The sequence below is a fragment of the Bacillus sp. PAMC28571 genome, assembly GCF_014250435.1.
Classification (GTDB): Bacteria; Bacillota; Bacilli; order Bacillales; family Bacillaceae; genus Bacillus; species Bacillus safensis.
The window spans coordinates 1,829,864-1,856,188 of sequence record NZ_CP060191.1 but is presented as its reverse complement, the minus strand read 5'-3'; the positions used below and the strand labels follow the sequence as shown (position 1 = coordinate 1,856,188).

The following is a 26,325-nucleotide window of genomic DNA, read 5'->3' as shown; positions in this document are numbered from 1 at the left end:
ACGATTTCACAGATGAAAAGAGTGATGAGGAATGTTACAAATAGGGGATGCAATCACAATCGAATATGTCAATGAGAACAAAGAAGTGAAAACAGCAAAATCGAAGGTTTTGGAAAATAATAACGATGATATTTGCATTAATTATCCAGCTGATAAAGAAACGGGACGCACCATCTACTTAAACCAGCAAACAGAAATCACCGTCTTCTTTTTTGACGAAAACCAAATTCCATACAAATGTACAAGCGAAGTCATCGGAAAAAGAAAAGAAGATATTCCGATGATTGTCATTTCCATTCCGCCAAAAGAAGAAATGATTCGCCTTCAGCGAAGAGAATATCTGAGAGTGGATACGATGGTCAAAGCTACTATCATGCAAACGGACGAAGAGGCCTTTGAGACGTTTATTGTAAATATGAGTGCTGGCGGCGTAGCAATCTCTGTTCCTGAGGGCGTGTCATTGAAAGAATATGGAGAAGTGGTCACAGAGTTTGAACTTCCCCTAAAAGAGCCCGTGAAAATAAAAGCGGTTGCAGAGATGAATCGAGTATATGAAGATGAACAGTCTGGCAAAAAAAGAGCGATCATGGAGTTTTCAGAGATCACAAATGAGCACCAGCAGCACATCATGAAATACTGCTTCCAGCAGCAGCTTTTAACACGTGTGAAAAAAGCATAAGAATAAAGGGTGTAAAAAGCTTCCATACTAGAGAGGAAAGAATCTAGCGTGGAGGCTTTTTGTATGAAGACAATGGAAAGATGGTTATTGAAAGTGGTGCTCATTCAGCTTGTTTTATTGCTCACTGTTCAGATCACACTTCATTTGACGAAAGGAGAACTTTTTTTGTCAAAAGTCGTGCAGTATGAGGGTGTGAACAACATGAGCATTGAAGAATGGATTGAAACGTTTAAGCAGAAGGATTGATAGAAAATTCCCCCGTTTGAGCGGTGATCGTGTTACAATTCATAAGGGAGATTCAATCAAGGAGAGGTATTATGAAAAAGAAATTATCTATTGCAATTGACGGTCCTGCAGCAGCAGGCAAAAGCACTGTGGCAAAAATTGTCGCAGCCAAAAAATCATATATTTATATTGATACAGGTGCTATGTACCGCGCGATTACACTTGCGGCACTCAATCAAGGTGTAGATCTTGAAGACGAACAGGCACTTGATTCATTACTGAAAAAAACGGTCATTGAACTAGTCACAACAGACGAGGGTCAAAAAGTCCATCTAAACAATACGGATGTCACAGAGGATATTCGCACAGACCGCGTAAGCAACCAAGTATCGGTTGTTGCAAAGCACAGAGCTGTTCGGGAAGAAATGGTCCGCAGGCAGCAAGAGCTTGGCAAACGAGGCGGCGTCGTTATGGACGGAAGAGACATAGGCACTCACGTACTTCCAGATGCTGAAGTGAAAATTTTCTTGCTTGCATCAGTAGAAGAAAGAGCAAAACGCCGCTTTGAAGAGAATCAGAAAAAAGGCTACGATGTCAATTACGATCAGCTGATCGAAGAGATTGCAAGACGCGATAAGCTTGATTCTGAGCGCGAAGTTTCACCTTTGAAGAAAGCAGATGACGCCATTGAGATTGACACCACTTCCCTTTCTATTCAAGAGGTAGCAGGGAAAATTTTAGATGCAGCAGACCGCGTGGAGAAACAGTAAGAAATTTTAGAAAACTTTTATAAGTTAGAGGTTTATCTCTTGACAAACAAGGTCTTTTATTAGAAGTTTATACTAATACTATTTTTATTGATCATTCAAGCAATTATATTGATTTGAATGTTTCTATAATACATATTCGGCTGGCAATCATCATGCTTAAGACACATATTCGCCCAGTCGTTTTAACTAAGCTGTGTAGGTTTGGACCAAGGAGGTTATCGAAATGACAGAGGAAATGAATCAAATCGATGTTCAGGTACCAGAGGTTGGAGATGTAGTGAAAGGGATTGTTTCTAAAGTTGAGGACAAGCATGTCAATGTAGATATCGTCAATGTGAAACAACCTGGTATCATCCCAATCAGTGAATTATCAAGTCTTCACGTTGAAAAAGCATCAGATGTCGTGAAAGATGGCGACGAGTTAGAGCTTAAAGTAACAAAGGTCGAAGACGATGCTTTGATTTTATCTAAACGTGCTGTTGATGCAGACCGCGCTTGGGAAGACCTAGAGAAAAAGTTTGACACAAAAGAGGTATTTGAAGCTGAAGTAAAAGACGTTGTAAAAGGTGGTCTTGTCGTTGACATTGGTGTGCGCGGATTTATTCCTGCATCTCTTGTAGAAGCACACTATGTAGAAGACTTCACAGATTACAAAGGGAAAACACTCTCACTTGTCGTGGTAGAACTTGACCGCGAAAAAAATCGCGTGATTCTCTCGCACCGTGCAGTCGTTGAGCAAGAGCAATTAGACAAAAAGCAAGACTTCCTGCAAAAGCTTGAAGTAGGCAGTGTGATTGATGGTAAAGTGCAGAGGCTTACTGATTTTGGTGCATTTGTTGACATTGGCGGCATTGATGGATTAGTTCACATTTCTCAACTATCCCATGCGCATGTTGAAAAGCCATCTGACGTAGTAGAAGAAGGACAGGAAGTCAAGGTCAAAGTACTTGCTGTTGATCGTGATAACGAACGTATCTCACTATCTATTAAAGAAACATTACCAGGACCTTGGAGCCAAATTGGTGAAAAGGTAAAACAAGGTGATGTGCTTGAAGGAACCGTTCAACGTCTTGTGAGCTTTGGTGCATTTGTTGAAATTCTGCCAGGTGTAGAAGGGCTTGTGCATATTTCCCAAATCTCTCATAAACATATCGGCACGCCGCAAGAAGTCCTTGAAGAAGGGCAGACTGTGAAAGTGAAAGTGCTTGATGTGAATGAAGACGAAGAGCGCATTTCACTAAGCATCCGTGATTTAGAAGAAAATCCTGAAAAACAAATCGAAGAGGATTATCGTCAATATCAGGCGAAAGAAGAAAACACAAGCGGATTCCAGCTTGGTGACCTGATCGGCGATAAACTCAATAAACTAAAATAATTTGGTGATCAAAATTGACGCGAGCAGAAAGAAAGAAGCAGCATATTGAGCATGCGCTGTCCACTGGCCAGCATGCAGCAACAGGTTTAGATGATGTTTCCTTCGTTCACGCCAGTTTACCAGATCTTGCGACATCACAAATTGATACACATACGACAATTGGCGGACTGACTTTCGGTTCGCCAATTTTTATCAATGCAATGACTGGCGGAGGCGGAGAATCCACCTATGAGATCAACCGCTCTTTATCGATCGCAGCGAAGGAGACCAATATCCCAGTAGCAGTTGGATCACAAATGGCTGCACTGAAAGATAAAGAAGAAAGACGAACATATGAAGTCGTTCGTAAAGTCAATCCGGATGGAATTGTATTTGCGAATTTAGGCAGTGAAGCGACAATGAAGCAAGCTCAAGAAGCAGTCAACATGCTCGAGGCAAATATGCTCCAAATTCATCTGAATGTCATCCAAGAGATTGTCATGCCTGAAGGCGATCGCGATTTCAGGGGGGCGCTTGAGCGGATTGCAGCTATCGTTGAATCTGTTGGTGTGCCTGTTGTTGTAAAAGAAGTCGGATTTGGCATGAGTAAGGAGACGGCAGGAAAGTTATTCCATGCTGGGGTTGCAGCCGTTGATGTAGGCGGATTTGGTGGAACGAACTTTTCTAAGATTGAAAATCTCCGCCGCCAAAAAGCACTTCGTTATTTTGATCAATGGGGAATTCCAACTGCAGCGAGTCTTGCTGAAGTACATACAGCCTTTCCGAATCAAACGATTTTAGCCTCCGGAGGTATTCAAGATGCTCTTGATGTAACCAAATCAATGGCTCTTGGCGCATCTGCTGCTGGTCTAGCTGGATTTTTCTTAAAATCATTGACCAGTGGAGGAGAAAGCGGCCTCATCGCAGATATCATGGAACTTCAAGAAGATATCAAGATGATGATGACAGTGCTTGGCGTGAAGACGATTGAAGAACTGAGACAGGCTCAAGTTGTGATCTCAGGGGAAACAAGTCATTGGCTCAAAGAAAGAGGCGTTGACACAACGTACTATAGTAAGAGAGGTATGTGATATCACATGCCTCAGCGCGTAGACAAACCCTCGCATTCGGTGTCAGTCCTGCGTGCCGGTGCTCACGAATGTACAATTCGCTCCGCTCCGGTACTCGTCCTTCCTAGGGCTGCAAAGGTTTTCTATCACGCTGAAAAGAAGACAAAGGGCTAAAATAAACATCATTTTAGCCCTTTGTCAACAAATCTAAGGCATGTCATGATCACATGCCTTTTTTTTATTGATTTCTTTTTCGAGCGCTTTCTGGACCTTCTAATGCTGTTGCACCCTTATGATGAATGGATTGATCGCGGTCAGATTCCACTCTTTTTGACGCCTTTAAACGCTTTTCCTGTCTATCTTTTCCCATCATGTATCCCTCCTCAGGTTATTAGGGTGTCACCTCTTGTTTATTTCATACAAAGCCGGTAACGATCCGCATGTTTAAAAATTGGAGATTTTCCCATAATGTAATTGAGGTGATGAGGCGTTGGAGGCTTTGTACTATTATTGGTCTATATGGTTCGTTTGGATTATGGTGACATTTATCATGGAAAAAAGTTTGTGGCGCACCGTGCTGGGCATCTGTGTACTTGTCCATATTATATTCAGTCATGTCATGATATCCGTTTTAGATATAAGCATCAATGCGGGTTTCTTGATGACTTTTTTATATGCATGTGCTGCTTTCGTCATATTCAGGCCTAGTTACCGAATGATGAGAATCATGCAATTGGGCTCGATGGTGAGCGCGTATGCCTTTTTTATGATATTTGCATTATATGACCCTGTTTGGTTCACGATAATAAAGGTGGATTGGGTCGTATTTGCCCTGCTGATCTTAATGTGTATGACATATGGACAGCCGTTAACGGAAAGAATCACCTTATGGATGATGTCAGTATGTCTTGGCGAAGCCCTTTATGCGCTGACGATTCACCGCCTCACATCATCAATTGTCATAGGGGATCTCTCTTTTCTTTCCTTCGTTGTACAAGGAGCCGTCTTCCTATTAGGTGTCGATCAGTTTGAAAAGCTCTTGAACGCCCGTTCATCAAGAAAATCAGTAAAAGGGGCTGCAAAATCAACATGACAGATTATACGTTTCCTGTGATTATTGGTGTCATCTTTGGGATGGCGGCCAGACTTTACATGTTAAGAACGGATTACCGGCAATACCCTACGTATATTCATGGACAAGTGATTCACATTGCACTTGGTTTTATTGCGTCAGGATTAGGTGCGATCATTATGCCTGCACTAATTCAGGAGGAATTTACAGCGATTACCTTTCTCACTTTGGCAGCCACGCAATTTCGAGATGTCCGAAATATGGAAAGAAATACGTTAACCCAAATGGATTCGTATGAGCTTGTCTCCCGAGGCAGTACATATATAGAAGGCATTGCCATTGCCTTTGAAAGTCGAAATTATATTGCGATTCTCACTGCACTTATTACAACGACAGCCTGTATTTTCTTCTCGCTTGTTGTTGGAACAGTAGTCGGTATTCTTTGTTTTTTCATGGCAAAGCTATTAATGTCAGGCAGTCAATTAAAGGATATCGTCAGCATTCAAAAAGGGGAACTTCGCTTTGATGGGGCAGGGCTTTATGTAAATGATATATACATTATGAATATCGGGCTGCCTGAAAAGCAAAAGCTCATTTTAGAGCATGGGATGGGTTTTATTTTGACGCCGAAAAATTTCAACTCTGCTACAACGATTGCTAACCTTGGGCAGCGGCAAGCCATTTTATTTGATTTATCGAACGTGCTTGGTGTGTACCGCGATTCTGGTGAACCATCGCTCTGTCCACTCGCAAAACGTGATCTGAATACCGGTACACTTGGTGTGTTCATTTTACCGCAATGGCAGCGTGAAGATTTGGCTGTCCGTGTATTAGAAGAGGTGCCTATTTTAGAAAATGCCATAAGAATGCCGACAGATTTCATTAAAAAGAAAGTGAGGTAATAGGGCATGGCGAACACCATTGAACAATTTATATTGGCTGTGGCAACTACTAATAAAGAGCGGGTCATTGGCGGAACAGCGGTTTTTTTCTGTGAAAATAAAGAAGAGCTCGACATGTATGCCATGAATTTAGAGGCCATTTTAGATGGAATTGCACACGGCATTGGAGAAGATCTTTACTTGATTGTCAAACATTTTTAAGTTATTCATTGTGGTCTGATTAAAAATTGATATAATATATAAGTTGAACCCTTCATGTTTGAAGGGTTTATTTCATAAAACTGAATGAAAATTATAAATCCCGGTTGAAACATGATGATGAACATATTGAATCGCGGCTGGATTGAAAGGAAGGGTACTATGGGTAAACCTGTCGTAGCCATTGTTGGAAGGCCCAACGTTGGAAAATCTACAATTTTTAATCGAATCGCAGGCGAAAGAATATCGATTGTAGAAGACACACCTGGTGTAACAAGAGATCGAATCTATAGCTCTGCTGAATGGTTAAATTATGACTTTAATTTAATAGATACTGGTGGAATTGATATTGGAGATGAGCCATTCTTGGCGCAAATTCGCCATCAGGCAGAAATCGCAATGGACGAAGCGGATGTCATTATCTTTATGGTGAATGGCCGAGATGGTGTGACATCTGCGGATGAAGAAGTCGCAAAAATTTTATATCGCACGAAAAAGCCAGTTGTACTTGCTGTCAATAAACTGGACAACCCTGAAATGAGAAGCGACGTGTATGACTTTTATGCACTCGGATTTGGCGAGCCGTATCCGATTTCTGGAACACACGGATTAGGTCTTGGTGATCTGCTTGATGCAGTGGCAGAACATTTTAAGAATTTACCGGATACGCAATATGATGAAGAAGTTGTCCAGTTCTGCTTAATTGGCCGTCCGAATGTAGGGAAATCTTCTTTAGTGAATGCGATGCTCGGAGAAGACCGCGTCATTGTCAGCAACATCGCTGGTACAACAAGAGATGCTGTCGATACGATGTTTACGTACAATCAGCGTGACTTTGTCATTGTTGATACAGCAGGTATGAGGAAAAAAGGGAAAGTATATGAAACAACAGAGAAATACAGTGTACTTCGTGCATTAAAAGCCATTGACCGCTCTGATGTTGTCGCAGTTGTACTTGACGGCGAGGAAGGCATTATTGAGCAGGATAAACGAATTGCTGGATATGCACACGAAGCTGGTAAAGCTGTTGTCATCATTGTGAACAAATGGGATGCTGTTGAAAAAGATGAGCGCACGATGAAGGAATTTGAGCAAAACATCCGCGAGCATTTTCAATTCCTTGATTATGCACCTGTCTTGTTTATGTCTGCTCTTACGAAAAAGAGAATTCATACATTAATGCCGTCCATTATCACAGCAAGCGAAAACCATGCAATGCGCGTTCAAACCAATATTTTAAATGATATCATCATGGATGCGGTGGCGATGAATCCAACGCCGACCCATAACGGACAGCGCCTAAAGATTTACTATGCAACACAGGTGGCCATTAAGCCTCCTTCCTTCGTTGTGTTTGTCAACGATCCAGAGCTTATGCACTTTTCTTATGAGCGTTTCCTAGAAAACCGCATTCGAGATGCATTTGGTTTTGAAGGAACACCAATTAAAATATTTGCGAGAGCGAGAAAATAAAAAGGGTGAGCAGGATGAAGAAAATTTCAGTACTTGGAGCAGGCAGCTGGGGAACAGCTCTTGCGCTTGTATTAGCTGATAATCATCATGATGTACACATGTGGGGACATAGACAAGAGCTCATTGATCAAATCAATGAGAAACATGAAAATCATGATTACTTGCCAAATGTCGAACTGCCAGCGTCTATTCAGGCGACAACCGATATGAAGCAGGCTTTAGAGGGGACAGAGGCGGTTATTGTCGCTGTGCCAACAAAGGCCATTCGTGAGGTATTGAAGCAGGCAAATGAGCTGATCTCATCGAAGGTGCCATTTGTCCATGTCAGTAAGGGAATTGAACCAGATACACTTCTTAGAATTTCTCAAATGATTGAACAAGAAGTCCCATCTGAGAAAAGAGAGGCTGTCGTTGTCCTATCAGGACCGAGTCATGCAGAAGAAGTAGGTCTGCGTCATCCAACAACTGTCACTGTCTCGTCAGAAAACATTGAAGCAGCTCAATTTGTTCAAGATTTGTTCATGAACAATCATTTTAGAGTGTACACAAACCCTGATGTGATTGGGGTGGAAATTGGCGGCGCATTGAAAAATATCATTGCTCTTGCGGCTGGTATTACAGACGGACTTGGATATGGTGACAATGCAAAAGCGGCGCTTATCACAAGAGGACTTGCTGAAATCGCACGTCTTGGCACAAAAATGGGAGGGAATCCCCTTACATTTGCTGGATTGACAGGCGTTGGCGATTTAATTGTGACATGTACAAGTGTTCATTCGCGTAACTGGCGCTGCGGGAATTTACTCGGTAAAGGATATAAGCTCGAAGAAGTGCTTGAAAAAATGGGCATGGTTGTCGAAGGCGTCCGCACAACAAAAGGCGCTTATCAGCTCTCCAAAGAATACAAGGTCAGCATGCCGATCACAGAGGCTCTTTACGGCGTCCTGTTTGAAGGGAAAAAGGTGGACGATGCTGTAGAATCATTGATGGCACGTGTGAAAACACATGAGATGGAAGACCTTGTGAACATGTTTGAAAACCAAACAAAATAAAAGGAAAGACTGAACTTAGGCATGTAGAGGATGCAAGAAGGGGAAGACTTGCATAACATAGCAATGAAGTTTGAATAGAGCTTTGCCTCTACAGAATGAGGAAAATAGTCGATCCAATGACTGAAGCAGAGTCCCCCTCTTTGCTTCAGTTTTTTTATGCGCTTTTTTCTGAATGATTGGAAAAATGATTGATATTTACCTTATTTTTGGTTTAAAATGAAATATAAACGCTTACAATTCGTTCGTTTTGAAGGGGGACAGGCACGATGAGTTTTGCTTTAATCAAGATGTGGTTTGCGCTTGGTTCAATGGGGCTCATGTTTTTAGCCGTAGTAACCATTTATCTCAGCAGGTTTAAGCTGAAAAGCAAATTTCTTAAAATAACGGCCTCGACCGTTGCATACAGCTTGATGCTGATATCAGGTATCATTGTGTTTTTAGTTGTCTTTAGCGGACCGGTCAATGAATAAAGAAAAAGGAAGAATGTGATGATCAAAGCAAAAGTCAGTGTCACACTGTTAGCACTTATTTTATTAACAGGATGTCTGTATCCAGAAAATCGCAAAGCTGAGAACCGGGTGCCATACGAAGAGCAGCTGCAAAGTGTACAGACAGCGATTGAGGAATTTCAAAAAGCAACAAATGGTCTTTTGCCTATAGAAACGAAAGAAGCAGACACGCCGGTTTATCAGAAATATGTCATCGACTTTAAGCGCTTGTCACCAAGATATTTACACGATGTACCGTCTACATCTTATGAAGGCGGGGGCGAATATATTTATGTCCTCACAGACGTCGAAAAGAAACCCACTGTGAAACTGCTTGATGTCAAAATGACACAGACCATCAATGAATTACGGCTTAGAATCAAGATGTATCAAGATGAACATACATATCCGCCATACGGCAAAGTCGTATCAGCCAATTTATATACGTTAAATGAAAAAAAACTAGGATTAAAATCGCCGCCTGCGGTGATAAGTCCTGTGACAGGGAATTCCCTCCCATTACTGATTTCATCAAACGGTGACATCTATGTGGACTACCGCAGTGATTTTGCTCACATTTTGAAGAATACGAAGCAAAAGCTGAAACCAGGTGAAAACATTCAAGATGTATATTGGCAGGAAACCCCGTTTGTACCCGCGTTTTCTGTCCCATATACCATCAACAAAAAAGGTGAGCCTGCCTTTTTAGAAAAAAAGACGTCATAAACAAGAATGAACCTTTTTCCTCTGCATATAAATGAGGAGAAAGGTTTTTTTATGGCTAAACTTACTCTCAAAACAAAAAGGTGTCATATTCAAATAGGACAACGTCATACACATATATTGTCCAGACACCTTTCAAGCACAGTTTGATTGAAGAATAGAGTATTTAATTTGAAAACGAGGATAGCAAGTCCGGGAGGGGATCACTTGGAAAAAGTCGATATTTTCAAGGATATCGCTGAACGAACAGGAGGCGATATATATTTAGGAGTCGTTGGCGCTGTTCGTACAGGGAAATCTACGTTTATTAAAAAGTTTATGGAGCTCGTGGTGCTCCCGAATATCAATAATGAGGCAGATCGTGCAAGAGCACAGGATGAATTGCCGCAAAGCGCAGCAGGAAAAACCATTATGACCACAGAGCCAAAATTTGTACCGAATCAAGCAGCATCAATTCACGTGAGTGACGGCCTTGATGTCAACATCAGACTTGTCGATTGTGTGGGATACACTGTCCCTGGTGCGCGCGGGTATGAAGATGAAAATGGCCCAAGAATGATCAATACGCCGTGGTATGAAGAGCCAATCCCGTTTCATGAAGCAGCGGAAATTGGTACACGCAAGGTCATTCAAGAGCATTCAACAATAGGTGTAGTCATTACAACAGATGGTTCCATTGGAGAAATTCCAAGACATGATTATATTGAATCTGAAGAACGTGTAATTGATGAACTCAAAGAGGTTGGAAAGCCGTTTATTATGGTCATTAACTCTGTGAGGCCATATCATCCTGAAACAGAAGCGCTCCGGCAGGAACTTAGCCAAAAGTATGATATTCCAGTACTCGCCATGAGCGTAGAAAGTATGAGAGAGCAAGACGTACTCAGCGTTCTTCGTGAAGCATTATATGAATTCCCAGTTCTAGAGGTGAATGTGAACCTGCCAAGCTGGGTGATGGTGCTAAAAGAAGATCACTGGCTGAGAGAGAGCTATCAGGATTCAGTAAAGGAAACTGTAAAGGATATTAAAAGATTAAGAGATGTCGACCGTGTCGTTGGTCAATTCAGTGAATTTGATTTTATCGAAAGAGCGGGTTTAGCAGGAATTGAAATGGGTCAGGGGATTGCGGAGATTGACCTGTATGCGCCAGATGATCTATATGATCATATTTTAAAAGAAGTGGTTGGTGTAGAAATTAGAGGAAAAGACCATCTTCTAGAGCTCATGCAAGACTTTGCTCATGCTAAGACAGAATATGATCAAGTATCAGACGCATTAAAAATGGTGAAGCAGACTGGTTACGGGATTGCAGCGCCAGCGTTATCAGATATGAGTTTAGATGAGCCAGAAATCATTAGGCAGGGATCAAGATTCGGCGTGAGATTAAAAGCGGTCGCTCCATCTATTCATATGATCAAAGTAGATGTAGAGAGCGAATTTGCACCGATTATCGGAACAGAAAAACAAAGTGAAGAGCTCGTCCGCTACTTAATGCAAGACTTTGAAGACGATCCGCTTTCGATCTGGAATTCAGATATATTTGGCCGTTCCCTCAGCTCCCTTGTCAGAGAAGGCATTCAAGCAAAGCTGTCTCTCATGCCGGAAAACGCAAGATACAAGCTGAAGGAAACGCTTGAAAGAATCATTAACGAAGGATCAGGCGGTTTGATCGCGATTATTTTATAGCAAGTGAGACCTCTCATTGATGGGGTCTTTTTTTTGCGTGTAAAATGAGTCATAAAAAGACAATTGTATAAAGATTAGTCAGATTCAGGCTGAAATTAGGAATATTCGTTCGCAAAAGTGCCCTTAATCCTTGACGAATAAGGATTCTTCCCTTTAAAATGCTTGATATGGTATTTCATATGTGTTAATCTACTTACAGAAAATCTTCACTTTGTTGGACAAACATTCCTTCAAAGAGATGTTTTCTAATGAAAAGCCATGTATAACGCTTTCTAGACGCTCTTTTTTTTCTGAAAAAGGGTATAGAAAGAAGATGAATTGTGAAGAAATGATAACAATCTACTGAATGCATATTTTTGGGAGGAGGTGAAAGGCATGAACAAGACAGAACTTATTAACGCGGTTGCTGAAGCAAGCGAGTTATCTAAAAAAGACGCGACAAAAGCAGTTGATTCTGTTTTTGATACAATTTTAGATGCACTTAAAAATGGTGACAAAATCCAACTTATTGGTTTTGGTAACTTTGAAGTACGTGAGCGTTCAGCTCGTAAAGGACGTAACCCACAAACTGGTGCAGAGATCGAAATCCCTGCAAGCAAAGTACCTGCTTTCAAACCAGGTAAAGCACTTAAAGACGCGGTGGCAGGTAAATAATCGTTATGTGTAATGATCCTGTTGAAGGAGTTATACATATACAGTTTCACACTGGTCTAGAAAAGCCCCTTTCATAAGGGGCTTTTCCTTTTGAATCAAAAGGTTCGTTTAGAACGCTCTCCTTTGCTTTTAGGATCTGAAGTGTGCTAGAATCTGAATGAAATGTAATCGCCTTTGGAGGATATAATACATGAGTGAAATAAATAAAGAATTAATTGAACACGCGGTACGCGATATATTAAAAGCAATCGGAGAAGATCCGGATCGTGAAGGACTTCTTGATACCCCAAAACGAGTCGCAAAAATGTATGAAGAAGTGTTCTCGGGATTAAATGAAGATCCAAAAGAACATTTTAAAACCATTTTTGGCGAAGACCACGAAGAACTCGTCCTTGTAAAAGATATTGCTTTCCATTCAATGTGTGAACACCACCTTGTGCCTTTCTACGGGAAAGCCCATGTTGCTTATATTCCGCGCGGAGGAAAAGTAACGGGACTTAGTAAGCTGGCAAGAGCTGTAGAAGCCGTGGCTAAACGCCCGCAGCTTCAGGAACGCATTACATCAACCATTGCAGATAGTATGGTGGAAACACTTAATCCGCATGGCGTGATGATTGTCGTTGAAGCAGAGCATATGTGTATGACGATGCGCGGAGTGAAAAAGCCAGGCGCTAAAACAGTCACATCAGCCGTCCGCGGCACATTTGCAAATGATGCAGCCGCAAGAGCAGAAGTGCTTTCCTTTATTAAAAACGACTAATTCAATAGATGGAAGGTGAACAAAATGAGTGAAAATAAAGCATCTGATTTTGTGGTGATTAAAGCCATTGATAATGGTGTAAATGTCATCGGCCTAACAAGAGGCTCTGATACAAGATTTCACCATTCCGAGAAACTCGATAAAGGTGAAGTGATCATTGCACAATTTACTGAGCATACGTCAGCGATCAAAGTAAGAGGCGATGCTGTCATTCAAACAAGCTTCGGCGAAATTCAAAGCGAAGCAAAGAAATAAAGAACTTGTAGCACTTGATAGCATAAAAGTGAGAGCTGATATGGTATAATAAATCTCTATACAATGTGCAGGTCTACATATGAAACTGTAATTTTTGGGACAAGGGTGATATCTTTGCAAGACATCTACGGAATTTTATCTAATCTAAATATAAAATTAAATAAAAAGCTTTCTCATCCTTATTTGGCGAAGCATTTACGCGCACCACTCATCGATGAAGATAAGCTCCTTCTTTTTCATGCAATGTTTGAAGAAGCTCAAATTGATGCAGAGAAAAAAGAAAATTATATTTTAACGGCGATGCTTGTGCAAATTGCCCTTGATACCCATGACGAAGTCACAACTGCTGCAGCCATCAAGCAAGACGAATTCAAAAATCGTCAGCTGACCATCCTGGCAGGAGACTATTTCAGCGGTCTCTATTATTCTCTTCTCTCTGACATGAAAGATATTTATATGATCCGCACGCTCGCTACGGCGATCAAAGAGATCAATGAACATAAAATTAGACTGTATGACCGGTCCATTCAAGATGCAGCGCACTTTTACAAAAGTGTAGCTACAGTTGAATCTGCGCTTTTCCAAAGGATTTCTGAGCATTTTCAATTAACGCATTGGAATGAGATTGCAAGTCGTTTTCTTGTTTATAAACGCTTCATGAAACAAGCAGAAAATGACAAACATTTAAAACTTTTTTTGAACGATCGTTATACGGACGCCTATTCGTGCTTTGACAATTTTGAGAATGAAGGCTATGAAAAGGCCAAACGACCGATCAAGGAGCATCTTGTTTCATCTCCGGTCGTTCAAAAAGAGCTATTAAATCGCTTGGATCATATGAAAAATGAGCCTGCGTACCATCAGAAAGTGGAAGAAGGGTAAGTCATGCAGCAATCAAAAGAACAGCGAGTACACGGTGTATTTGAAAAAATTTATAAAAACTATGATCAAATGAACTCTGTCATCAGCTTTAAACAGCATAAAAAATGGCGCGATAAAACAATGAAACTTATGAATGTGCAAAAAGGGTCTAAAGCATTAGATGTATGCTGCGGGACAGCCGATTGGACAATTGCGCTTGCAGATGCTGTTGGAGAAAAAGGCGAGGTCAAAGGCCTTGATTTCAGTAAAAACATGCTGAGTGTTGGAGAAACGAAGGTGAAGACTGGGGGCTACAAACAAATTGAATTGCTTCATGGCAATGCGATGGAGCTCCCTTTTGAGGACAACTCATTTGATTATGTCACCATCGGTTTTGGACTTAGAAACGTTCCTGATTATTTAACGGTGCTCAAGGAAATGACAAGAGTAGTGAAGCCTGGCGGAATGGTTGTCTGTCTGGAGACTTCACAGCCTGAGATGATCGGCTTTAAACAGGGCTACTACATCTATTTCAAATACATTATGCCGCTCTTTGGTAAATTGTTTGCCAAAAGCTATCAGGAGTATTCATGGCTTCAAGAATCAGCCAAAACGTTCCCTGGCATGAAAGAGCTGGCGGCTCTGTTCGAAGAGGCCGGGTTGTCTGATGTCTCGTATCATCCATTTACAGGCGGTGTAGCAGCAACACATATCGGAAAGAAGCTTTGAATAAACGATATTTGGGTGAAGATAATGAAATTAAAAGCAATGATCTCTTTTTTAAATCATGATATCGATATAATTGAAAAAGAGCTTGAACAAACAGTTCGCTCTGATTATGCATTATTAAGTGAAGCAGGTCTTCATTTGCTGCAAGCGGGCGGAAAACGAATCCGCCCCGTTTTTGTTCTCCTTTCAGGCATGTTTGGTGACTATGACATTAATAAAATTAAATATGTTGCCGTTGCCCTCGAGCTGATTCATATGGCATCACTTGTTCACGATGATGTTATTGATGATGCAGAGCTGAGAAGAGGCAAACCAACGATAAAGGCAAAATGGGATAACAGAATTGCCATGTACACAGGGGATTATATGTTTGCGAGATCACTTGAATACATGACAAAAATCAATCACCCAATGGCACATGAAATTTTGTCAAAAATGGTCGTCGAGCTTTGTCTTGGTGAGATAGAGCAAGTGAAAGATAAATATAATATGGATCAAAACCTGCGTACATATTTAAGAAGAATCAAACGAAAAACAGCCTTGCTCATTGCAGGCAGCTGTCAATTAGGCGCCATTGCAGCAGGTACAGATGAAAAAACACATAAAGCCCTCTATTGGTTTGGATACTATGTCGGCATGTCCTATCAAATCATTGATGATGTCCTTGATTTCACATCAACTGAAGAAGAGCTGGGCAAGCCTGTCGGAGGAGACCTTTTACAAGGGAATGTCACACTCCCAGTCTTATATGCACTGAAAAATCCGACGCTAGAAGGTCAATTGAAGCTGATCAATAGTGAAACGACGGAGAAGCAGCTGGAGCCTGTCATTGAAAGCCTCAAACAAACAGATGCGATCGACCGCTCGATTCGAGTGAGTGAAATGTATTTGAAAAAAGCTTTTGAACAGCTCGACAAACTTCCTCGAGGACGAGCGAGAACGTCACTCGCCTCCATTGCAAAATATATTGGGAAACGAAAATTCTAATCAACGTGATGTTGATTGGTTTTTTTGTGAAATTTTTTGTCAAAAATTGATTATTATAAAAAAAAATGATACGATCACTTTGTAACAATGTAAGCCTATACATACATAACGACGGGGTGGAAAACGTATATGGACAAAACATTTCTTATGGTCAAACCTGATGGTGTGGAAAGACAATTAATCGGTGACATTGTGTCAAGATTCGAAAAAAAGGGGCTTCAGCTTGTTGGTGCAAAACTAATGAGTATACCAAAGGAAGTAGCAGAAACCCATTACGGAGAGCATAAAGAAAAACCGTTTTTCGGGGAATTGGTTGACTTTATTACGTCAGGACCTGTATTTGCAATGGTATGGCAAGGTGAACAGGTAGTAGACGTAACAAGACAGATTATCGGCAAAACAAATCCAAAGGAAGCGCTTCCAGGCACAATAAGAGGAGACTATGGATTGACTGTTGGGAAAAACATTATCCATGGGTCAGACTCACCAGAAAGTGCTGAAAGAGAAATTAACTTATTCTTCAAACAAGAAGAACTCACAAGCTGGGATCAAACCATCTCAAGCTGGATTTATTAAGTTTCAAGCCAAGGTGTTCATCTAATGAGCACTTTGGCTTTTTTTATATTGAACTTTCTACACGAAATTTCTCATGAGAAGATACAAATTTTCGATAAAAACAGCTATACTAGGACAAAGATAGATGAGACAGGAGAGGACATTGATGGATTCATATCAAGTATTTGTTGGAAAATGGAAAAAACTAACCGGGGTTGATCTAAATTTATATAAAGAAGCACAAATGAAACGAAGATTAACCTCACTTTATGATAAAAAAGGATATAAAGATTTTGAAGCATTCGCGGCCGCGCTTGAAAAGGACAGAGCATTATTAGATGAGACGATGGACCGCATGACGATAAATGTGTCAGAATTTTACCGAAACTATCAGCGCTGGGAAGTACTTGATCAAAAAATCCTGCCGCTGCTCTCGAAAAATGGCGGCACCTTAAAGATTTGGAGTGCAGCATGTTCGACAGGAGAGGAGCCATATACACTTTCCATGCTGCTGTCAAGCCATCCTCTTGTGAAAGACTTCCAAATTATTGCAACTGATATTGATGATAAAGTTCTGCAGTCAGCTCAAAAAGGCAGATATCATGAACGCTCTCTGCAAGAGGTGCCAGATCATATCAAGCAAAAATATTTCACAAAAGAAGATTCTTCATTTTACACTGTGAAGGATGAGGTTCGAAAGCATATTCAATTTAAGAAGCACAACCTTTTAGCAGATCCATATGAAAAACAGCTTGACCTCATCGTCTGCCGAAATGTACTGATTTACTTTACTGAAGAGGCAAAAGAAGAAATTTACTTAAAAATGAGCAGCAGTTTAAAACAAAATGGCGTATTATTTGTTGGTTCTACAGAGCAAATTTTTCACCCAGAAAAGTTTGGACTGACATCTGCTGATACTTTCTTTTATCAAAAGAAGGGTATGTAGCTGACTTTTTAGTAGCAAGTGTGTTATTATATTTTTACTTAAAAGCGTTAATGCGATGAAGGGAGATTGAGTCATGAGGTACTTAACAGCAGGTGAATCACATGGTCCACAACTGACCACAATTATTGAAGGAGTTCCAGCGGGACTTTACATAGAGCAGGATGACATCAATTATGAATTGGCTAGAAGACAAAAAGGTCATGGCCGCGGAAGAAGAATGCAGATTGAAAAAGACCAGGCGAAAGTGTTAAGTGGTGTTCGCCACGGGAGAACATTAGGTTCCCCAATCGCACTTGTTGTTGAAAACAACGACTGGAAGCATTGGACAAAGGTGATGGGGGCAGAGCCGATCACGGAAGAAGAAGAAAGTGAAATGAAGCGTCAAATCTCCCGTCCAAGACCAGGACATGCGGATTTAAATGGGGCGATCAAATATGGACACCGTGATATGAGAAACGTATTAGAGCGCTCATCAGCCCGCGAGACAACTGTTCGAGTAGCAGCAGGCGCAGTTGCCAAACAAATCTTGGCGCATCTAGGGATTAAAGTAGCTGGCCACGTTCTTGAAATTGGCGGAGTGAAAGCAGCTCATACAGCATATGAGTCTATTGAAGATTTGCAGAAGGTAACAGAAGAATCACCTGTTCGCTGCTATGACAGTGAAGCGGGTCAGAAAATGATGGATGCAATTGATGAAGCGAAGAAAAACGGCGATTCAATTGGCGGAATTGTTGAAGTCATCGTTGAAGGGATGCCGGTTGGGGTTGGCAGCTATGTTCATTACGACCGTAAATTGGACAGCAAGCTTGCTGGCGCTGTACTTAGTATCAACGCTTTTAAAGGGGTTGAATTCGGTATTGGCTTCGAGGCAGCCTCTAAAAATGGCAGTGAGGTCCATGATGAAATTATCTGGGATGAAGAAAAGGGCTATACGAGAAAAACAAATCGCCTAGGTGGTCTTGAAGGCGGAATGTCAACGGGTATGCCAATTGTCGTAAGAGGAGTTATGAAACCAATCCCAACGCTTTATAAGCCGCTTCAAAGCGTTGACATTGAAACAAAAGAACCTTTCTCTGCAAGTATTGAACGATCTGACAGCTGTGCTGTTCCTGCTGCAAGTGTTGTTGCAGAAGCAGTCGTTGCATGGGAAATTGCCAATGCAGTAGTAGAGCAGTTTGGCCTTGACCAAATCGACCGCATTAAAGAAAATGTTGAGAAAATGCGCCAGCTTCAGAGGGAATTTTAATGAAAACACTGGAAGTTAAGACGTCTTCAGCCACTTATCCTGTATTTATCGGTGATGGGATTAAACGCAATATCGTCGACTTGATAACTTCCACTGGGCATTCCTATACGAAGCTCTTAATCGTCACAGATGCAGCTGTTGATGCCATTTATGGTGATGAGATGGTTCGCTTACTTCAGCAGAAGTGGCCTGTGAACAAAGTGGTTGTGCCAAGCGGAGAGCAGTCAAAATCCTTTGCCGAATTTGAGCATATTCATACGAAAGCCATTCAATTTCAGCTTGATCGTTCCTCCTGCATCATTGCGCTGGGAGGCGGCGTAATTGGAGATTTGGCTGGCTTTGCTGCTGCCACTTATATGAGAGGCATTGATTTTATCCAAGTGCCGACGACACTGCTGGCACATGATAGTGCAGTTGGCGGGAAAACAGGGATCAACCATCCGCTCGGTAAAAATTTAATCGGTGCGTTTCATCAGCCGAAAGCTGTGATCTATGATACTAGTATGCTTGAGACACTATCTCAAATTGAACGAAGATCAGGCTTTGCAGAAGTCATCAAACATGCACTGATTTCAAGTGAAGCATTTTTATCAGAACTCATGTCCATTCGTTCTTTGACGGATTTATCAAAAAGCGAGCTGGCACATATGCTGTATCAAGGCATTCAAGTCAAAGCGTCAATCGTTCAAGAAGATGAAAAAGAACAAGGTGTGCGTGCATTTTTGAATTTAGGCCATACACTCGGGCATGCCATTGAAGCAGAGTATGGATATGGCGCCATCACGCATGGAGATGCCATTGCAATCGGCATGCAGTTTGCGCTGTATGTGAGCGAAAAGCAGCTGGGGCTCAGCCTTAATCGTTTGGAACTAAAAGAGTGGATGAAAGAGCTAGGGTTCCCTGTACAAGTCACACAAGATATTTCCACAAAAACTTTTGTTGACCGGATGATTGGAGATAAAAAGGCAAGGGGCGGCAGTGTTCAATTTGTTTTATTAAAACAGGTTGGAGACGTCACCTTGCAGTCTTTCACAAAAGATGAGCTGCACTACTGGCTCGAAGAATGGAAACGGGAGGAGGGATGTCTATGATGTTTCGCGGGATACGTGGGGCTACAACTGTAATAGAAGATACAGAAACAGAAGTGTTAAACAAAACGAAACAGCTGTTAGAAGCGATCATTTCAAGAAACCAAGTAGATCCAGAACGTGTCGTGCAGATCTTGATTTCAGCTACACAAGATATTCACTCCGTTTTTCCGGCAAAAGCACTTCGTCAGTTTGAAGGATGGACATATGTACCAGTTACTTGCATGCAGGAACTGGACATTGATGGCGGTTTAAAGCAATGTATTCGTGTCTTAATGACTGTCCAGACGGATACAAAGCAGGAAGACATACAGCATGTATACTTGGAAGAAGCTGTGACGCTTCGCCCTGATTTACAGTTGACAAAAAACAAGGAATTATAATACGATATGAACAGCCGAAGTTTACACACAGGTGTAAACGGCATTGCAAGCTTAGAGAAGATGAGAATGAGACTAGGGTAGTTGAGATGAGTAGAGTTGAGCAGAGATACGATACTTCTATTTAATCATACTGCCTAAAAGAGCAACCCTCTTTTAGGCTTATTTCGTATACTCATACAAACCCTCTATATGTCCCCTCATTCTCCTTAATCCCATTTAAGGAGTGTGCTTATGAATTCCCAATCAAACCTGACCCAATTTTTAAAGGACAGTGAGTCCTACAAAACGATCCCAATTGTTGAAACCATTACAGTCGATACGCTCTCACCGATTCAAATTGTTGAAAAACTCAAACAAGATATTGTGTATTTGCTAGAAAGCAAAGATGAGTCTTCCAGCTGGTCGAGATATTCCTTCATTGGATTGCACCCGTTTTTAACCTTACATGATGACCAAAACAAATACGTTGCACGTGACGCTGCGGGGCAGGAAGTCATGCAAAAGCAAGAGCTGAAAGAACTGCTGGATTGGATGAAAGAGCAATATCAAATCAAAACGCCAGATATTGATATCCCATTTACAGGCGGGGCTGTTGGGTACTTAAGCTACGATCTGATCCCAAACATTGAACCTTCTGTCAGGCCTCACCGCAGCGCATCGCTGGCAGAAAATTGCACATTATTTGTCTGCCAAACGATGATTGCCTTTGATCATGAAACAAATCATGTTCATTTTATCCAATACACTCAGCTCGCCGGACATGAAACAGAAGACGAAAAAATTCGAGCTTACAAAGAAAATCAAAAACAGCTTGAACAGATGATTCACAAGCTCCATTCAAAGGTTGATATGAAAGAACTGATTTTATCAGGGAATATGAATGAGCCGCCATCCTTTGAACATGTGACGTCAACCTATGAAAAAGCGCAATTTTTAAAAGACGTAGAAAAAATCAAAGAATACATTCGAGCGGGTGACATTTTTCAAGGCGTACTCTCGCAACGATTTGATATCCCTGTATCAGTGAGTTCATTTGAGTTATACCGCGTGCTTCGGATTGTGAATCCATCTCCTTATATGTATTTTATGAAATTAAAAGATCGTGATTTAGTCGGCAGCTCGCCAGAACGATTAATCCATGCCAAAAATGGGCATTTAGAAATTCATCCTATTGCTGGCACAAGAAAACGAGGAACAACAAGAGAAGAGGATGCTGAACTAGCAAGAGAGCTGCTTGAAGATGAAAAGGAAAAAGCCGAGCATTACATGTTAGTGGATCTTGCTAGAAATGATGTAGGCCGTGTGGCAGAATACGGCAGTGTGTCCGTACCAACCTTTACAAAAGTAGTGAGCTTCTCTCATGTCATGCACATCATCTCCATTGTGACAGGAAAGCTAAAGCGGGATACACATCCAGTTGATGCGCTCATGTCCGCATTCCCAGCAGGCACATTAACAGGTGCCCCGAAAATAAGAGCGATGCAATTATTAAATGAAATGGAGCCTGAGCCAAGGGAAACGTATGGCGGCTGTATTGCTTATATTGGATTCGACGGCAATATCGACTCTTGTATTACGATTCGTACGATGAGTGTCAAAAATCATACCGCTTCTATACAAGCAGGCGCCGGCATTGTGGCTGATTCTGTCCCAGAAAATGAATGGGAAGAGACTTGTAACAAGGCAGGAGCACTTCTGAAAGCCATTCAGCTTGCGGAACATATTTTCTCAGAAAAGGAGAGTGTGCAGGATGAATCACCGACTATCAGCTCTTGTTAATGGAGGCTTTCTATCAGAAAATGAAGCAAATAAACTCATGCATGATATGATGAGCGGCTTTTTAACAGATGCTGAAGTCGCTGCGAGTCTCTCGATTTTAGCGCATAGAGGAGAAACCGCTGAAGAAATGACGGGTTTTGTGAAAGCCATGCGGCAAAATGCAGCACCAATGGAACAAGCGCTTGATGTTGTAGATACTTGCGGCACAGGAGGCGATGGACTCTCCACCTTTAATATATCAACTGCCGCTGCCATTGTCGCTTCCGCTGCTGGAGCCAAAATCGCCAAACACGGAAATCGATCAGTTTCTTCTAAAAGCGGGAGTGCCGATGTACTAGAGTGTCTTGGGATTCATATTCAATCCACACCAGAAGAAACAAGAAGACAAATACAAGAGAAAAACATGGGCTTTTTATTTGCACCATTGTATCATTCATCTATGAAACAAGTAGCCGCAGTCCGCAAGCAGCTCGGCTTCCGGACGGTATTTAATCTCTTAGGCCCGCTTTGCCACCCAATGCAAGCCAAAAAGCAAATCATCGGTGTCTACTCAAAGGAAAAGGCAAAATTAATGGCAGAAGCCCTTGCACCGTTAGAGCCAGAACATGTGCTGTTTGTTTGCGGAGAAGATGGACTGGATGAATTAACGATTACAGCAAATTCATATGTGATTGAACTCAAAAAAGATGTCATGACAGAATATACACTCAATCCAGAAGACTTTGGGCTGCAAAAAGGATATTTATCAGAAATTCAGGTCCAATCTCCGGAAGAGAGTGCTAAATTGATTCAGAATATATTGAATCATCAAACAGAAGGGGCGCCGCTTCATATTACAGCCCTGAATGCTGGAGCCGCTTTATATGTCGCAGGGAAGTCAGAAAGCCTCATGGCCGGGACATTAAAAGCGATTGAAACGATTAAAAACGGCGCAGCCAAAGAACAATTGGCTCGTTTAAAACAAAAAACGAGAGAGGAAGAGATCTATGCTTAATCAAATCATTGCCCGCAAAAAAGAACATATTCAAACATTGCAGTTACCAGTAGATGGACACTTTGAAAGACGATCATTTAAAGAAGCACTCATGAATCCTCATCGCTCAATTGGTCTCATTGCGGAGGTGAAAAAAGCGTCTCCTTCCAAAGGAATCATTCAACCGAATTTTGATCCTTTACAAACAGCAAAAGCTTACGAAAAATCAAACGCTGATTGCTTATCTGTTTTAACGGATGAACCGTTCTTTCAAGGGAAAAACGAATACTTATCCCTCATTAAAAAACACGTAGATCGTCCAATTTTAAGAAAAGATTTCATCATTGACTCCATACAGGTAGAAGAGTCAAGACGTATAGGGGCAGATGCCATTTTATTAATTGGAGAATTACTTGAGCCGCAAAAGCTGCACGAGCTCTATGCTGAAGCGAAAGAGAAAGGCCTTGATGTCCTTGTCGAAGTACATGCAGCAGATACACTGGAAAATATTTTAAAGTTGTTCACTCCTGAAATCATTGGAGTGAACAACCGGAATTTAAATACATTTACAACAACAGTCGAACAAACAAAAGAGATCGCACCCCTTGTTCCAAAAGATGTTTTACTAGTGAGTGAGAGCGGTATTCAAACATTTGATGATCTGGCCTTTGTGAAGAAACATGGAGCGGGTGCAGTTCTTGTAGGAGAATCATTAATGAGAGAACAATCACAAGAAAAAGCCGTTCAGACATTGTTTGGAGAATGAACAGGATGAAGCCTTATGTAAAATATTGCGGGGCAGTATCACAAGATGATGTGGAATGTATTGCGCAATCTCATGCAGATGCCATTGGATTTATTTTTACTCCAAGTAAAAGACAAGTCCAATCAGATCAAGTGAAACAATGGCTCATCCAAACAAAGTGTGAGAAAAAAATTGCCGGTGTATTTGTAAATGAAAAGATCGAAAAAGTGTGTGAGATCACAAAACATATACCTTTAGATATCGTACAGCTTCATGGAGATGAAACGCAGGATGACGCTAAAGAAATCAAACAACAAACAGGGGCTGTCGTTTGGAAAGTGTTCCACCACGAATCCAATATCACAAACACGCTTGAAAAAATGACGGCATTTGCGCCTGTTGTCGATGGCTTCCTTATTGATGCGAAAGTAAAAGGGATGAGAGGCGGCTCTGGAACAGCTTTTGCTTGGGAGGCGGTGCCTGCATACGTTAAGCATGCAAAACGGCTGGAGAAAACTTGCATAATTGCAGGCGGCATCACACCAGAAACGGTAGAAGAACTCCTTGCCTATGGTCCAGAAGCGATCGATCTTTCAAGCGGAATAGAAGAAAACGGAAAGAAAAGCAGCGCTAAGATCGAAGCGCTCGAAGAAAGGATGTTAAATGATGTACGCATATCCAAATGAGATTGGCAGATACGGAGAATTCGGAGGGAAATTTGTCCCGGAAACGCTCATGCAGCCACTTGCAGAAATCGAGCAGGCATTTCGTGAATTAAAAGAAGACCCTGCTTTTCAAGCAGAATATGTATCACTACTTCGAAACTATTCAGGCAGACCAACTGCGCTTACATATGCTGACCAATTATCAGCATACCTCGGCGGCGCAAAAATCTATTTAAAAAGAGAAGATTTAAATCACACGGGTGCTCATAAAATTAACAATGCGCTTGGTCAGGCCCTGCTTGCGAAAAAAATGGGGAAATCAAACATCATCGCAGAAACAGGCGCGGGCCAGCACGGAGTAGCTGCTGCAACGGTGGCCGCAAAGTTCGGGTTATCCTGCACGGTATTTATGGGAAAAGAAGATGTGGAAAGACAATCACTCAATGTCTTTCGAATGAAACTGCTTGGCGCTGAAGTCATACCTGTCACAAGCGGAAATGGTACACTAAAAGATGCAACCAACGAAGCCATCCGCTATTGGGTTCAGCACTGCAGTGATCATTTTTATATGATTGGCTCCGTTGTAGGCCCTCATCCGTATCCTCAAATCGTCAGCGAGTTCCAGCGCATGATTGGTGATGAAGCAAAAGAGCAGCTGCTTGAAAAAGAAGGAAGACTTCCTCATAAAGTCATTGCCTGTGTTGGCGGCGGAAGTAATGCCATTGGAATGTACCGGGCATTTTTAGATGAAGAGGTAGATATCATTGGTGTAGAGGCAGCTGGAAAAGGAATCGATACGCCGCTCCATGCTGCAACCATCACGAAAGGAACCAAAGGTGTAATCCACGGGTCTTTGACCTATTTAATTCAAGATGAATTTGGCCAAATTATTGAGCCATATTCTATTTCCGCTGGTTTAGATTATCCGGGAATTGGACCAGAACACGCCTATTTACATGCGAGCGGGCGGGTTCAATATGTGAGTGCGACAGATCAAGAAGCACTAGATGCACTAAAGCTGCTGACTGAAAAAGAAGGAATTCTGCCAGCAATTGAATCTGCACATGCGCTAGCCAAAGCGTTTGAGGTAAGCAAGACGATGAATGAAGACGAAATCGTCCTTGTCTGCCTTTCAGGAAGAGGCGATAAGGATGTGCATACATTAATGAACGTGCTCGAAAGTGAGGGGAAAACAAAATGATTAGATTTCAATTAGAGCAAGGCGAAAAATTATTTATCCCATTTATCACAGCTGGAGATCCGTCAGAAGACATCACGATTGATTTAGCTATCTCCCTTCAAGCAGCCGGTGCACATGCGATTGAACTCGGTGTTCCTTATTCCGATCCATTAGCAGACGGTCCTGTCATTCAAAGAGCCTCCAAAAGAGCTCTAAATCATGGCATGAATATCGTAAAAGCGATAGAATTAGCAGGGAAGATGAAAAAAAACGGTGTAAAAATTCCTGTAATTCTATTTACGTATTATAATCCTGTGTTACAATTAGACACAGAATACTTTTTCGCTTTACTGCGCAAAAATCATATTTCGGGACTCTTAACACCCGACTTGCCGTTTGAAGAGAGCAGCGAGCTGCAAAAGAACTGTCAAACACATGACATTTCATATATTTCACTCGTTGCACCAACAAGCAAGGAACGATTAGTAAACATTGTAGAGCAGGCAGAAGGTTTTGTGTATTGTGTTTCATCTCTTGGTGTAACAGGTGTCAGACAATCCTTTGACGCGTCAATTACAGATTTTATTCAACAAGTGAAACAGCTGAGTCACATACCGGTTGCGGTCGGTTTTGGCATCTCAACAAGAGAGCAGGTAGACTCAATGAATAAACTGAGTGACGGTGTTGTTGTCGGAAGTGCACTTGTGAAAAAAATTGAAGAGCTTCAAGAACAATTGCTGGCAAGTGATACACGTCAAGAGGCTTTAAGAGAATTTGAAACATATGCAAAAACATTTAGTCCCCTCTATTCATTCAAATGAGGTGAA

Annotated in this window: 31 protein-coding genes; 30 read left to right on the top strand and 1 reads right to left on the bottom strand. The window is 41.5% G+C overall.

The features are described from left to right. The first annotated feature begins 31 nt into the window (after window positions 1-31). The 5 genes from H7F25_RS09185 to fni all read left to right on the top strand — a co-directional run bounded on the left by H7F25_RS09185 (window position 32) and on the right by fni (window position 4,119). On the top strand, window positions 32-679 hold the full coding sequence (locus H7F25_RS09185; RefSeq protein ID WP_025093051.1) for a flagellar brake protein: 648 nt from the start codon (window positions 32-34) through the stop codon (window positions 677-679). Between the two features lie 63 nt (window positions 680-742). Then, complete coding sequence (locus H7F25_RS09180) at window positions 743-925, top strand: DUF5359 family protein (RefSeq protein ID WP_024422820.1); 183 nt, start codon at window positions 743-745, stop codon at window positions 923-925. Between the two features lie 71 nt (window positions 926-996). Then, window positions 997-1,674 carry a (d)CMP kinase gene (gene cmk, locus H7F25_RS09175; RefSeq protein ID WP_024428083.1) on the top strand — a complete coding sequence of 226 codons (678 nt, stop codon included), beginning with the start codon at window positions 997-999 and terminating at the stop codon, window positions 1,672-1,674. A gap of 223 nt (window positions 1,675-1,897) precedes the next feature. Then, window positions 1,898-3,049 carry a 30S ribosomal protein S1 gene (gene rpsA, locus H7F25_RS09170; RefSeq protein ID WP_056767151.1) on the top strand — a complete coding sequence of 384 codons (1,152 nt, stop codon included), beginning with the start codon at window positions 1,898-1,900 and terminating at the stop codon, window positions 3,047-3,049. Window positions 3,050-3,063: 14 nt separating this feature from the next. Continuing rightward, complete coding sequence (fni, locus tag H7F25_RS09165) at window positions 3,064-4,119, top strand: type 2 isopentenyl-diphosphate Delta-isomerase (RefSeq protein ID WP_024428084.1); 1,056 nt, start codon at window positions 3,064-3,066, stop codon at window positions 4,117-4,119. A gap of 217 nt (window positions 4,120-4,336) precedes the next feature. On the opposite strand, the gene H7F25_RS09160 is transcribed toward fni, so the two are convergent. After that, a complete protein-coding gene (locus H7F25_RS09160; protein ID WP_064497540.1) occupies window positions 4,337-4,468 on the bottom strand; it encodes a YpzI family protein in 132 nt (43 codons plus the stop codon). Between the two features lie 180 nt (window positions 4,469-4,648). On the opposite strand from H7F25_RS09160, the gene H7F25_RS09155 reads away from it, so the two are divergent. The 25 genes from H7F25_RS09155 (at window position 4,649) to trpA (ending at window position 26,319) form a co-directional block, all read left to right on the top strand. Next, window positions 4,649-5,191: a YphA family membrane protein gene (locus H7F25_RS09155; RefSeq protein ID WP_133744152.1), complete on the top strand. Its 543-nt coding sequence runs from the start codon at window positions 4,649-4,651 to the stop codon at window positions 5,189-5,191. Further along, a complete protein-coding gene (locus H7F25_RS09150) occupies window positions 5,188-6,072 on the top strand; it encodes a YIEGIA family protein (RefSeq protein WP_024422816.1) in 885 nt (294 codons plus the stop codon). The genes H7F25_RS09155 and H7F25_RS09150 overlap by 4 nt, the downstream gene beginning before the upstream one ends. A 6-nt stretch (window positions 6,073-6,078) precedes the next feature. After that, window positions 6,079-6,273 carry a capping complex subunit for YIEGIA gene (locus H7F25_RS09145; RefSeq protein WP_008344527.1) on the top strand — a complete coding sequence of 65 codons (195 nt, stop codon included), beginning with the start codon at window positions 6,079-6,081 and terminating at the stop codon, window positions 6,271-6,273. 159 nt (window positions 6,274-6,432) lie between these two features. Next, window positions 6,433-7,743 carry a ribosome biogenesis GTPase Der gene (gene der, locus H7F25_RS09140; RefSeq protein ID WP_024422815.1) on the top strand — a complete coding sequence of 437 codons (1,311 nt, stop codon included), beginning with the start codon at window positions 6,433-6,435 and terminating at the stop codon, window positions 7,741-7,743. Between the two features lie 14 nt (window positions 7,744-7,757). Continuing rightward, the gene (locus H7F25_RS09135) at window positions 7,758-8,795 is read left to right on the top strand and encodes an NAD(P)H-dependent glycerol-3-phosphate dehydrogenase (RefSeq protein ID WP_024428086.1); all 1,038 of its coding nucleotides are present in this window, start codon (window positions 7,758-7,760) and stop codon (window positions 8,793-8,795) included. Window positions 8,796-9,061: 266 nt separating this feature from the next. Next, window positions 9,062-9,265, top strand: coding sequence for a DUF2768 domain-containing protein (locus tag H7F25_RS09130; RefSeq protein ID WP_024422813.1), 204 nt, complete (start codon window positions 9,062-9,064; stop codon window positions 9,263-9,265). Between the two features lie 18 nt (window positions 9,266-9,283). Then, on the top strand, window positions 9,284-10,009 hold the full coding sequence (locus tag H7F25_RS09125; RefSeq protein ID WP_024428087.1) for a hypothetical protein: 726 nt from the start codon (window positions 9,284-9,286) through the stop codon (window positions 10,007-10,009). Window positions 10,010-10,213: 204 nt separating this feature from the next. Continuing rightward, window positions 10,214-11,692, top strand: a complete 1,479-nt coding sequence (spoIVA, locus tag H7F25_RS09120) for a stage IV sporulation protein A (RefSeq protein WP_008344534.1) — start codon at window positions 10,214-10,216, stop codon at window positions 11,690-11,692. Between the two features lie 375 nt (window positions 11,693-12,067). Beyond that, the gene (gene hbs / locus H7F25_RS09115; protein WP_003215863.1) at window positions 12,068-12,346 is read left to right on the top strand and encodes a non-specific DNA-binding protein Hbs; all 279 of its coding nucleotides are present in this window, start codon (window positions 12,068-12,070) and stop codon (window positions 12,344-12,346) included. 190 nt (window positions 12,347-12,536) lie between these two features. Next, window positions 12,537-13,106, top strand: coding sequence for a GTP cyclohydrolase I FolE (gene folE / locus H7F25_RS09110; RefSeq protein WP_003215789.1), 570 nt, complete (start codon window positions 12,537-12,539; stop codon window positions 13,104-13,106). A gap of 24 nt (window positions 13,107-13,130) precedes the next feature. Beyond that, on the top strand, window positions 13,131-13,361 hold the full coding sequence (mtrB, locus tag H7F25_RS09105) for a trp RNA-binding attenuation protein MtrB (protein WP_008344541.1): 231 nt from the start codon (window positions 13,131-13,133) through the stop codon (window positions 13,359-13,361). A 114-nt stretch (window positions 13,362-13,475) separates the two neighbouring features. Further along, window positions 13,476-14,243: a heptaprenyl diphosphate synthase component 1 gene (locus tag H7F25_RS09100; RefSeq protein ID WP_061109295.1), complete on the top strand. Its 768-nt coding sequence runs from the start codon at window positions 13,476-13,478 to the stop codon at window positions 14,241-14,243. A gap of 3 nt (window positions 14,244-14,246) precedes the next feature. Further along, on the top strand, window positions 14,247-14,951 hold the full coding sequence (locus tag H7F25_RS09095) for a demethylmenaquinone methyltransferase (RefSeq protein ID WP_024422810.1): 705 nt from the start codon (window positions 14,247-14,249) through the stop codon (window positions 14,949-14,951). 24 nt (window positions 14,952-14,975) lie between these two features. Further along, on the top strand, window positions 14,976-15,938 hold the full coding sequence (gene hepT, locus H7F25_RS09090; protein ID WP_024422809.1) for a heptaprenyl diphosphate synthase component II: 963 nt from the start codon (window positions 14,976-14,978) through the stop codon (window positions 15,936-15,938). A gap of 129 nt (window positions 15,939-16,067) precedes the next feature. Beyond that, window positions 16,068-16,514 (top strand): nucleoside-diphosphate kinase, encoded by a 447-nt coding sequence (gene ndk / locus H7F25_RS09085; RefSeq protein ID WP_024422808.1) that lies wholly within the window; start codon window positions 16,068-16,070, stop codon window positions 16,512-16,514. A gap of 145 nt (window positions 16,515-16,659) precedes the next feature. Beyond that, the gene (locus H7F25_RS09080) at window positions 16,660-17,439 is read left to right on the top strand and encodes a CheR family methyltransferase (protein WP_034623453.1); all 780 of its coding nucleotides are present in this window, start codon (window positions 16,660-16,662) and stop codon (window positions 17,437-17,439) included. A 73-nt stretch (window positions 17,440-17,512) separates the two neighbouring features. Further along, complete coding sequence (aroC, locus tag H7F25_RS09075) at window positions 17,513-18,685, top strand: chorismate synthase (protein ID WP_024422806.1); 1,173 nt, start codon at window positions 17,513-17,515, stop codon at window positions 18,683-18,685. Then, the gene (aroB, locus tag H7F25_RS09070; protein ID WP_185854507.1) at window positions 18,685-19,776 is read left to right on the top strand and encodes a 3-dehydroquinate synthase; all 1,092 of its coding nucleotides are present in this window, start codon (window positions 18,685-18,687) and stop codon (window positions 19,774-19,776) included. The genes aroC and aroB overlap by 1 nt, the downstream gene beginning before the upstream one ends. Next, window positions 19,773-20,156 (top strand): chorismate mutase, encoded by a 384-nt coding sequence (gene aroH, locus H7F25_RS09065; protein ID WP_024422804.1) that lies wholly within the window; start codon window positions 19,773-19,775, stop codon window positions 20,154-20,156. The genes aroB and aroH overlap by 4 nt, the downstream gene beginning before the upstream one ends. 231 nt (window positions 20,157-20,387) lie before the next feature. After that, window positions 20,388-21,935 (top strand): anthranilate synthase component I, encoded by a 1,548-nt coding sequence (gene trpE, locus H7F25_RS09060; protein WP_122631044.1) that lies wholly within the window; start codon window positions 20,388-20,390, stop codon window positions 21,933-21,935. Then, the gene (trpD, locus tag H7F25_RS09055; protein WP_133744148.1) at window positions 21,907-22,929 is read left to right on the top strand and encodes an anthranilate phosphoribosyltransferase; all 1,023 of its coding nucleotides are present in this window, start codon (window positions 21,907-21,909) and stop codon (window positions 22,927-22,929) included. The genes trpE and trpD overlap by 29 nt, the downstream gene beginning before the upstream one ends. Continuing rightward, the gene (trpC, locus tag H7F25_RS09050; protein ID WP_185854506.1) at window positions 22,922-23,674 is read left to right on the top strand and encodes an indole-3-glycerol phosphate synthase TrpC; all 753 of its coding nucleotides are present in this window, start codon (window positions 22,922-22,924) and stop codon (window positions 23,672-23,674) included. Before trpD ends, trpC begins: the two co-directional genes overlap by 8 nt. Continuing rightward, window positions 23,671-24,339, top strand: a complete 669-nt coding sequence (locus tag H7F25_RS09045; protein ID WP_185854505.1) for a phosphoribosylanthranilate isomerase — start codon at window positions 23,671-23,673, stop codon at window positions 24,337-24,339. The genes trpC and H7F25_RS09045 overlap by 4 nt, the downstream gene beginning before the upstream one ends. After that, complete coding sequence (gene trpB / locus H7F25_RS09040; protein WP_122631040.1) at window positions 24,320-25,519, top strand: tryptophan synthase subunit beta; 1,200 nt, start codon at window positions 24,320-24,322, stop codon at window positions 25,517-25,519. Before H7F25_RS09045 ends, trpB begins: the two co-directional genes overlap by 20 nt. Further along, window positions 25,516-26,319 carry a tryptophan synthase subunit alpha gene (trpA, locus tag H7F25_RS09035; protein ID WP_041109616.1) on the top strand — a complete coding sequence of 268 codons (804 nt, stop codon included), beginning with the start codon at window positions 25,516-25,518 and terminating at the stop codon, window positions 26,317-26,319. Before trpB ends, trpA begins: the two co-directional genes overlap by 4 nt. Window positions 26,320-26,325 lie beyond the last annotated feature (6 nt).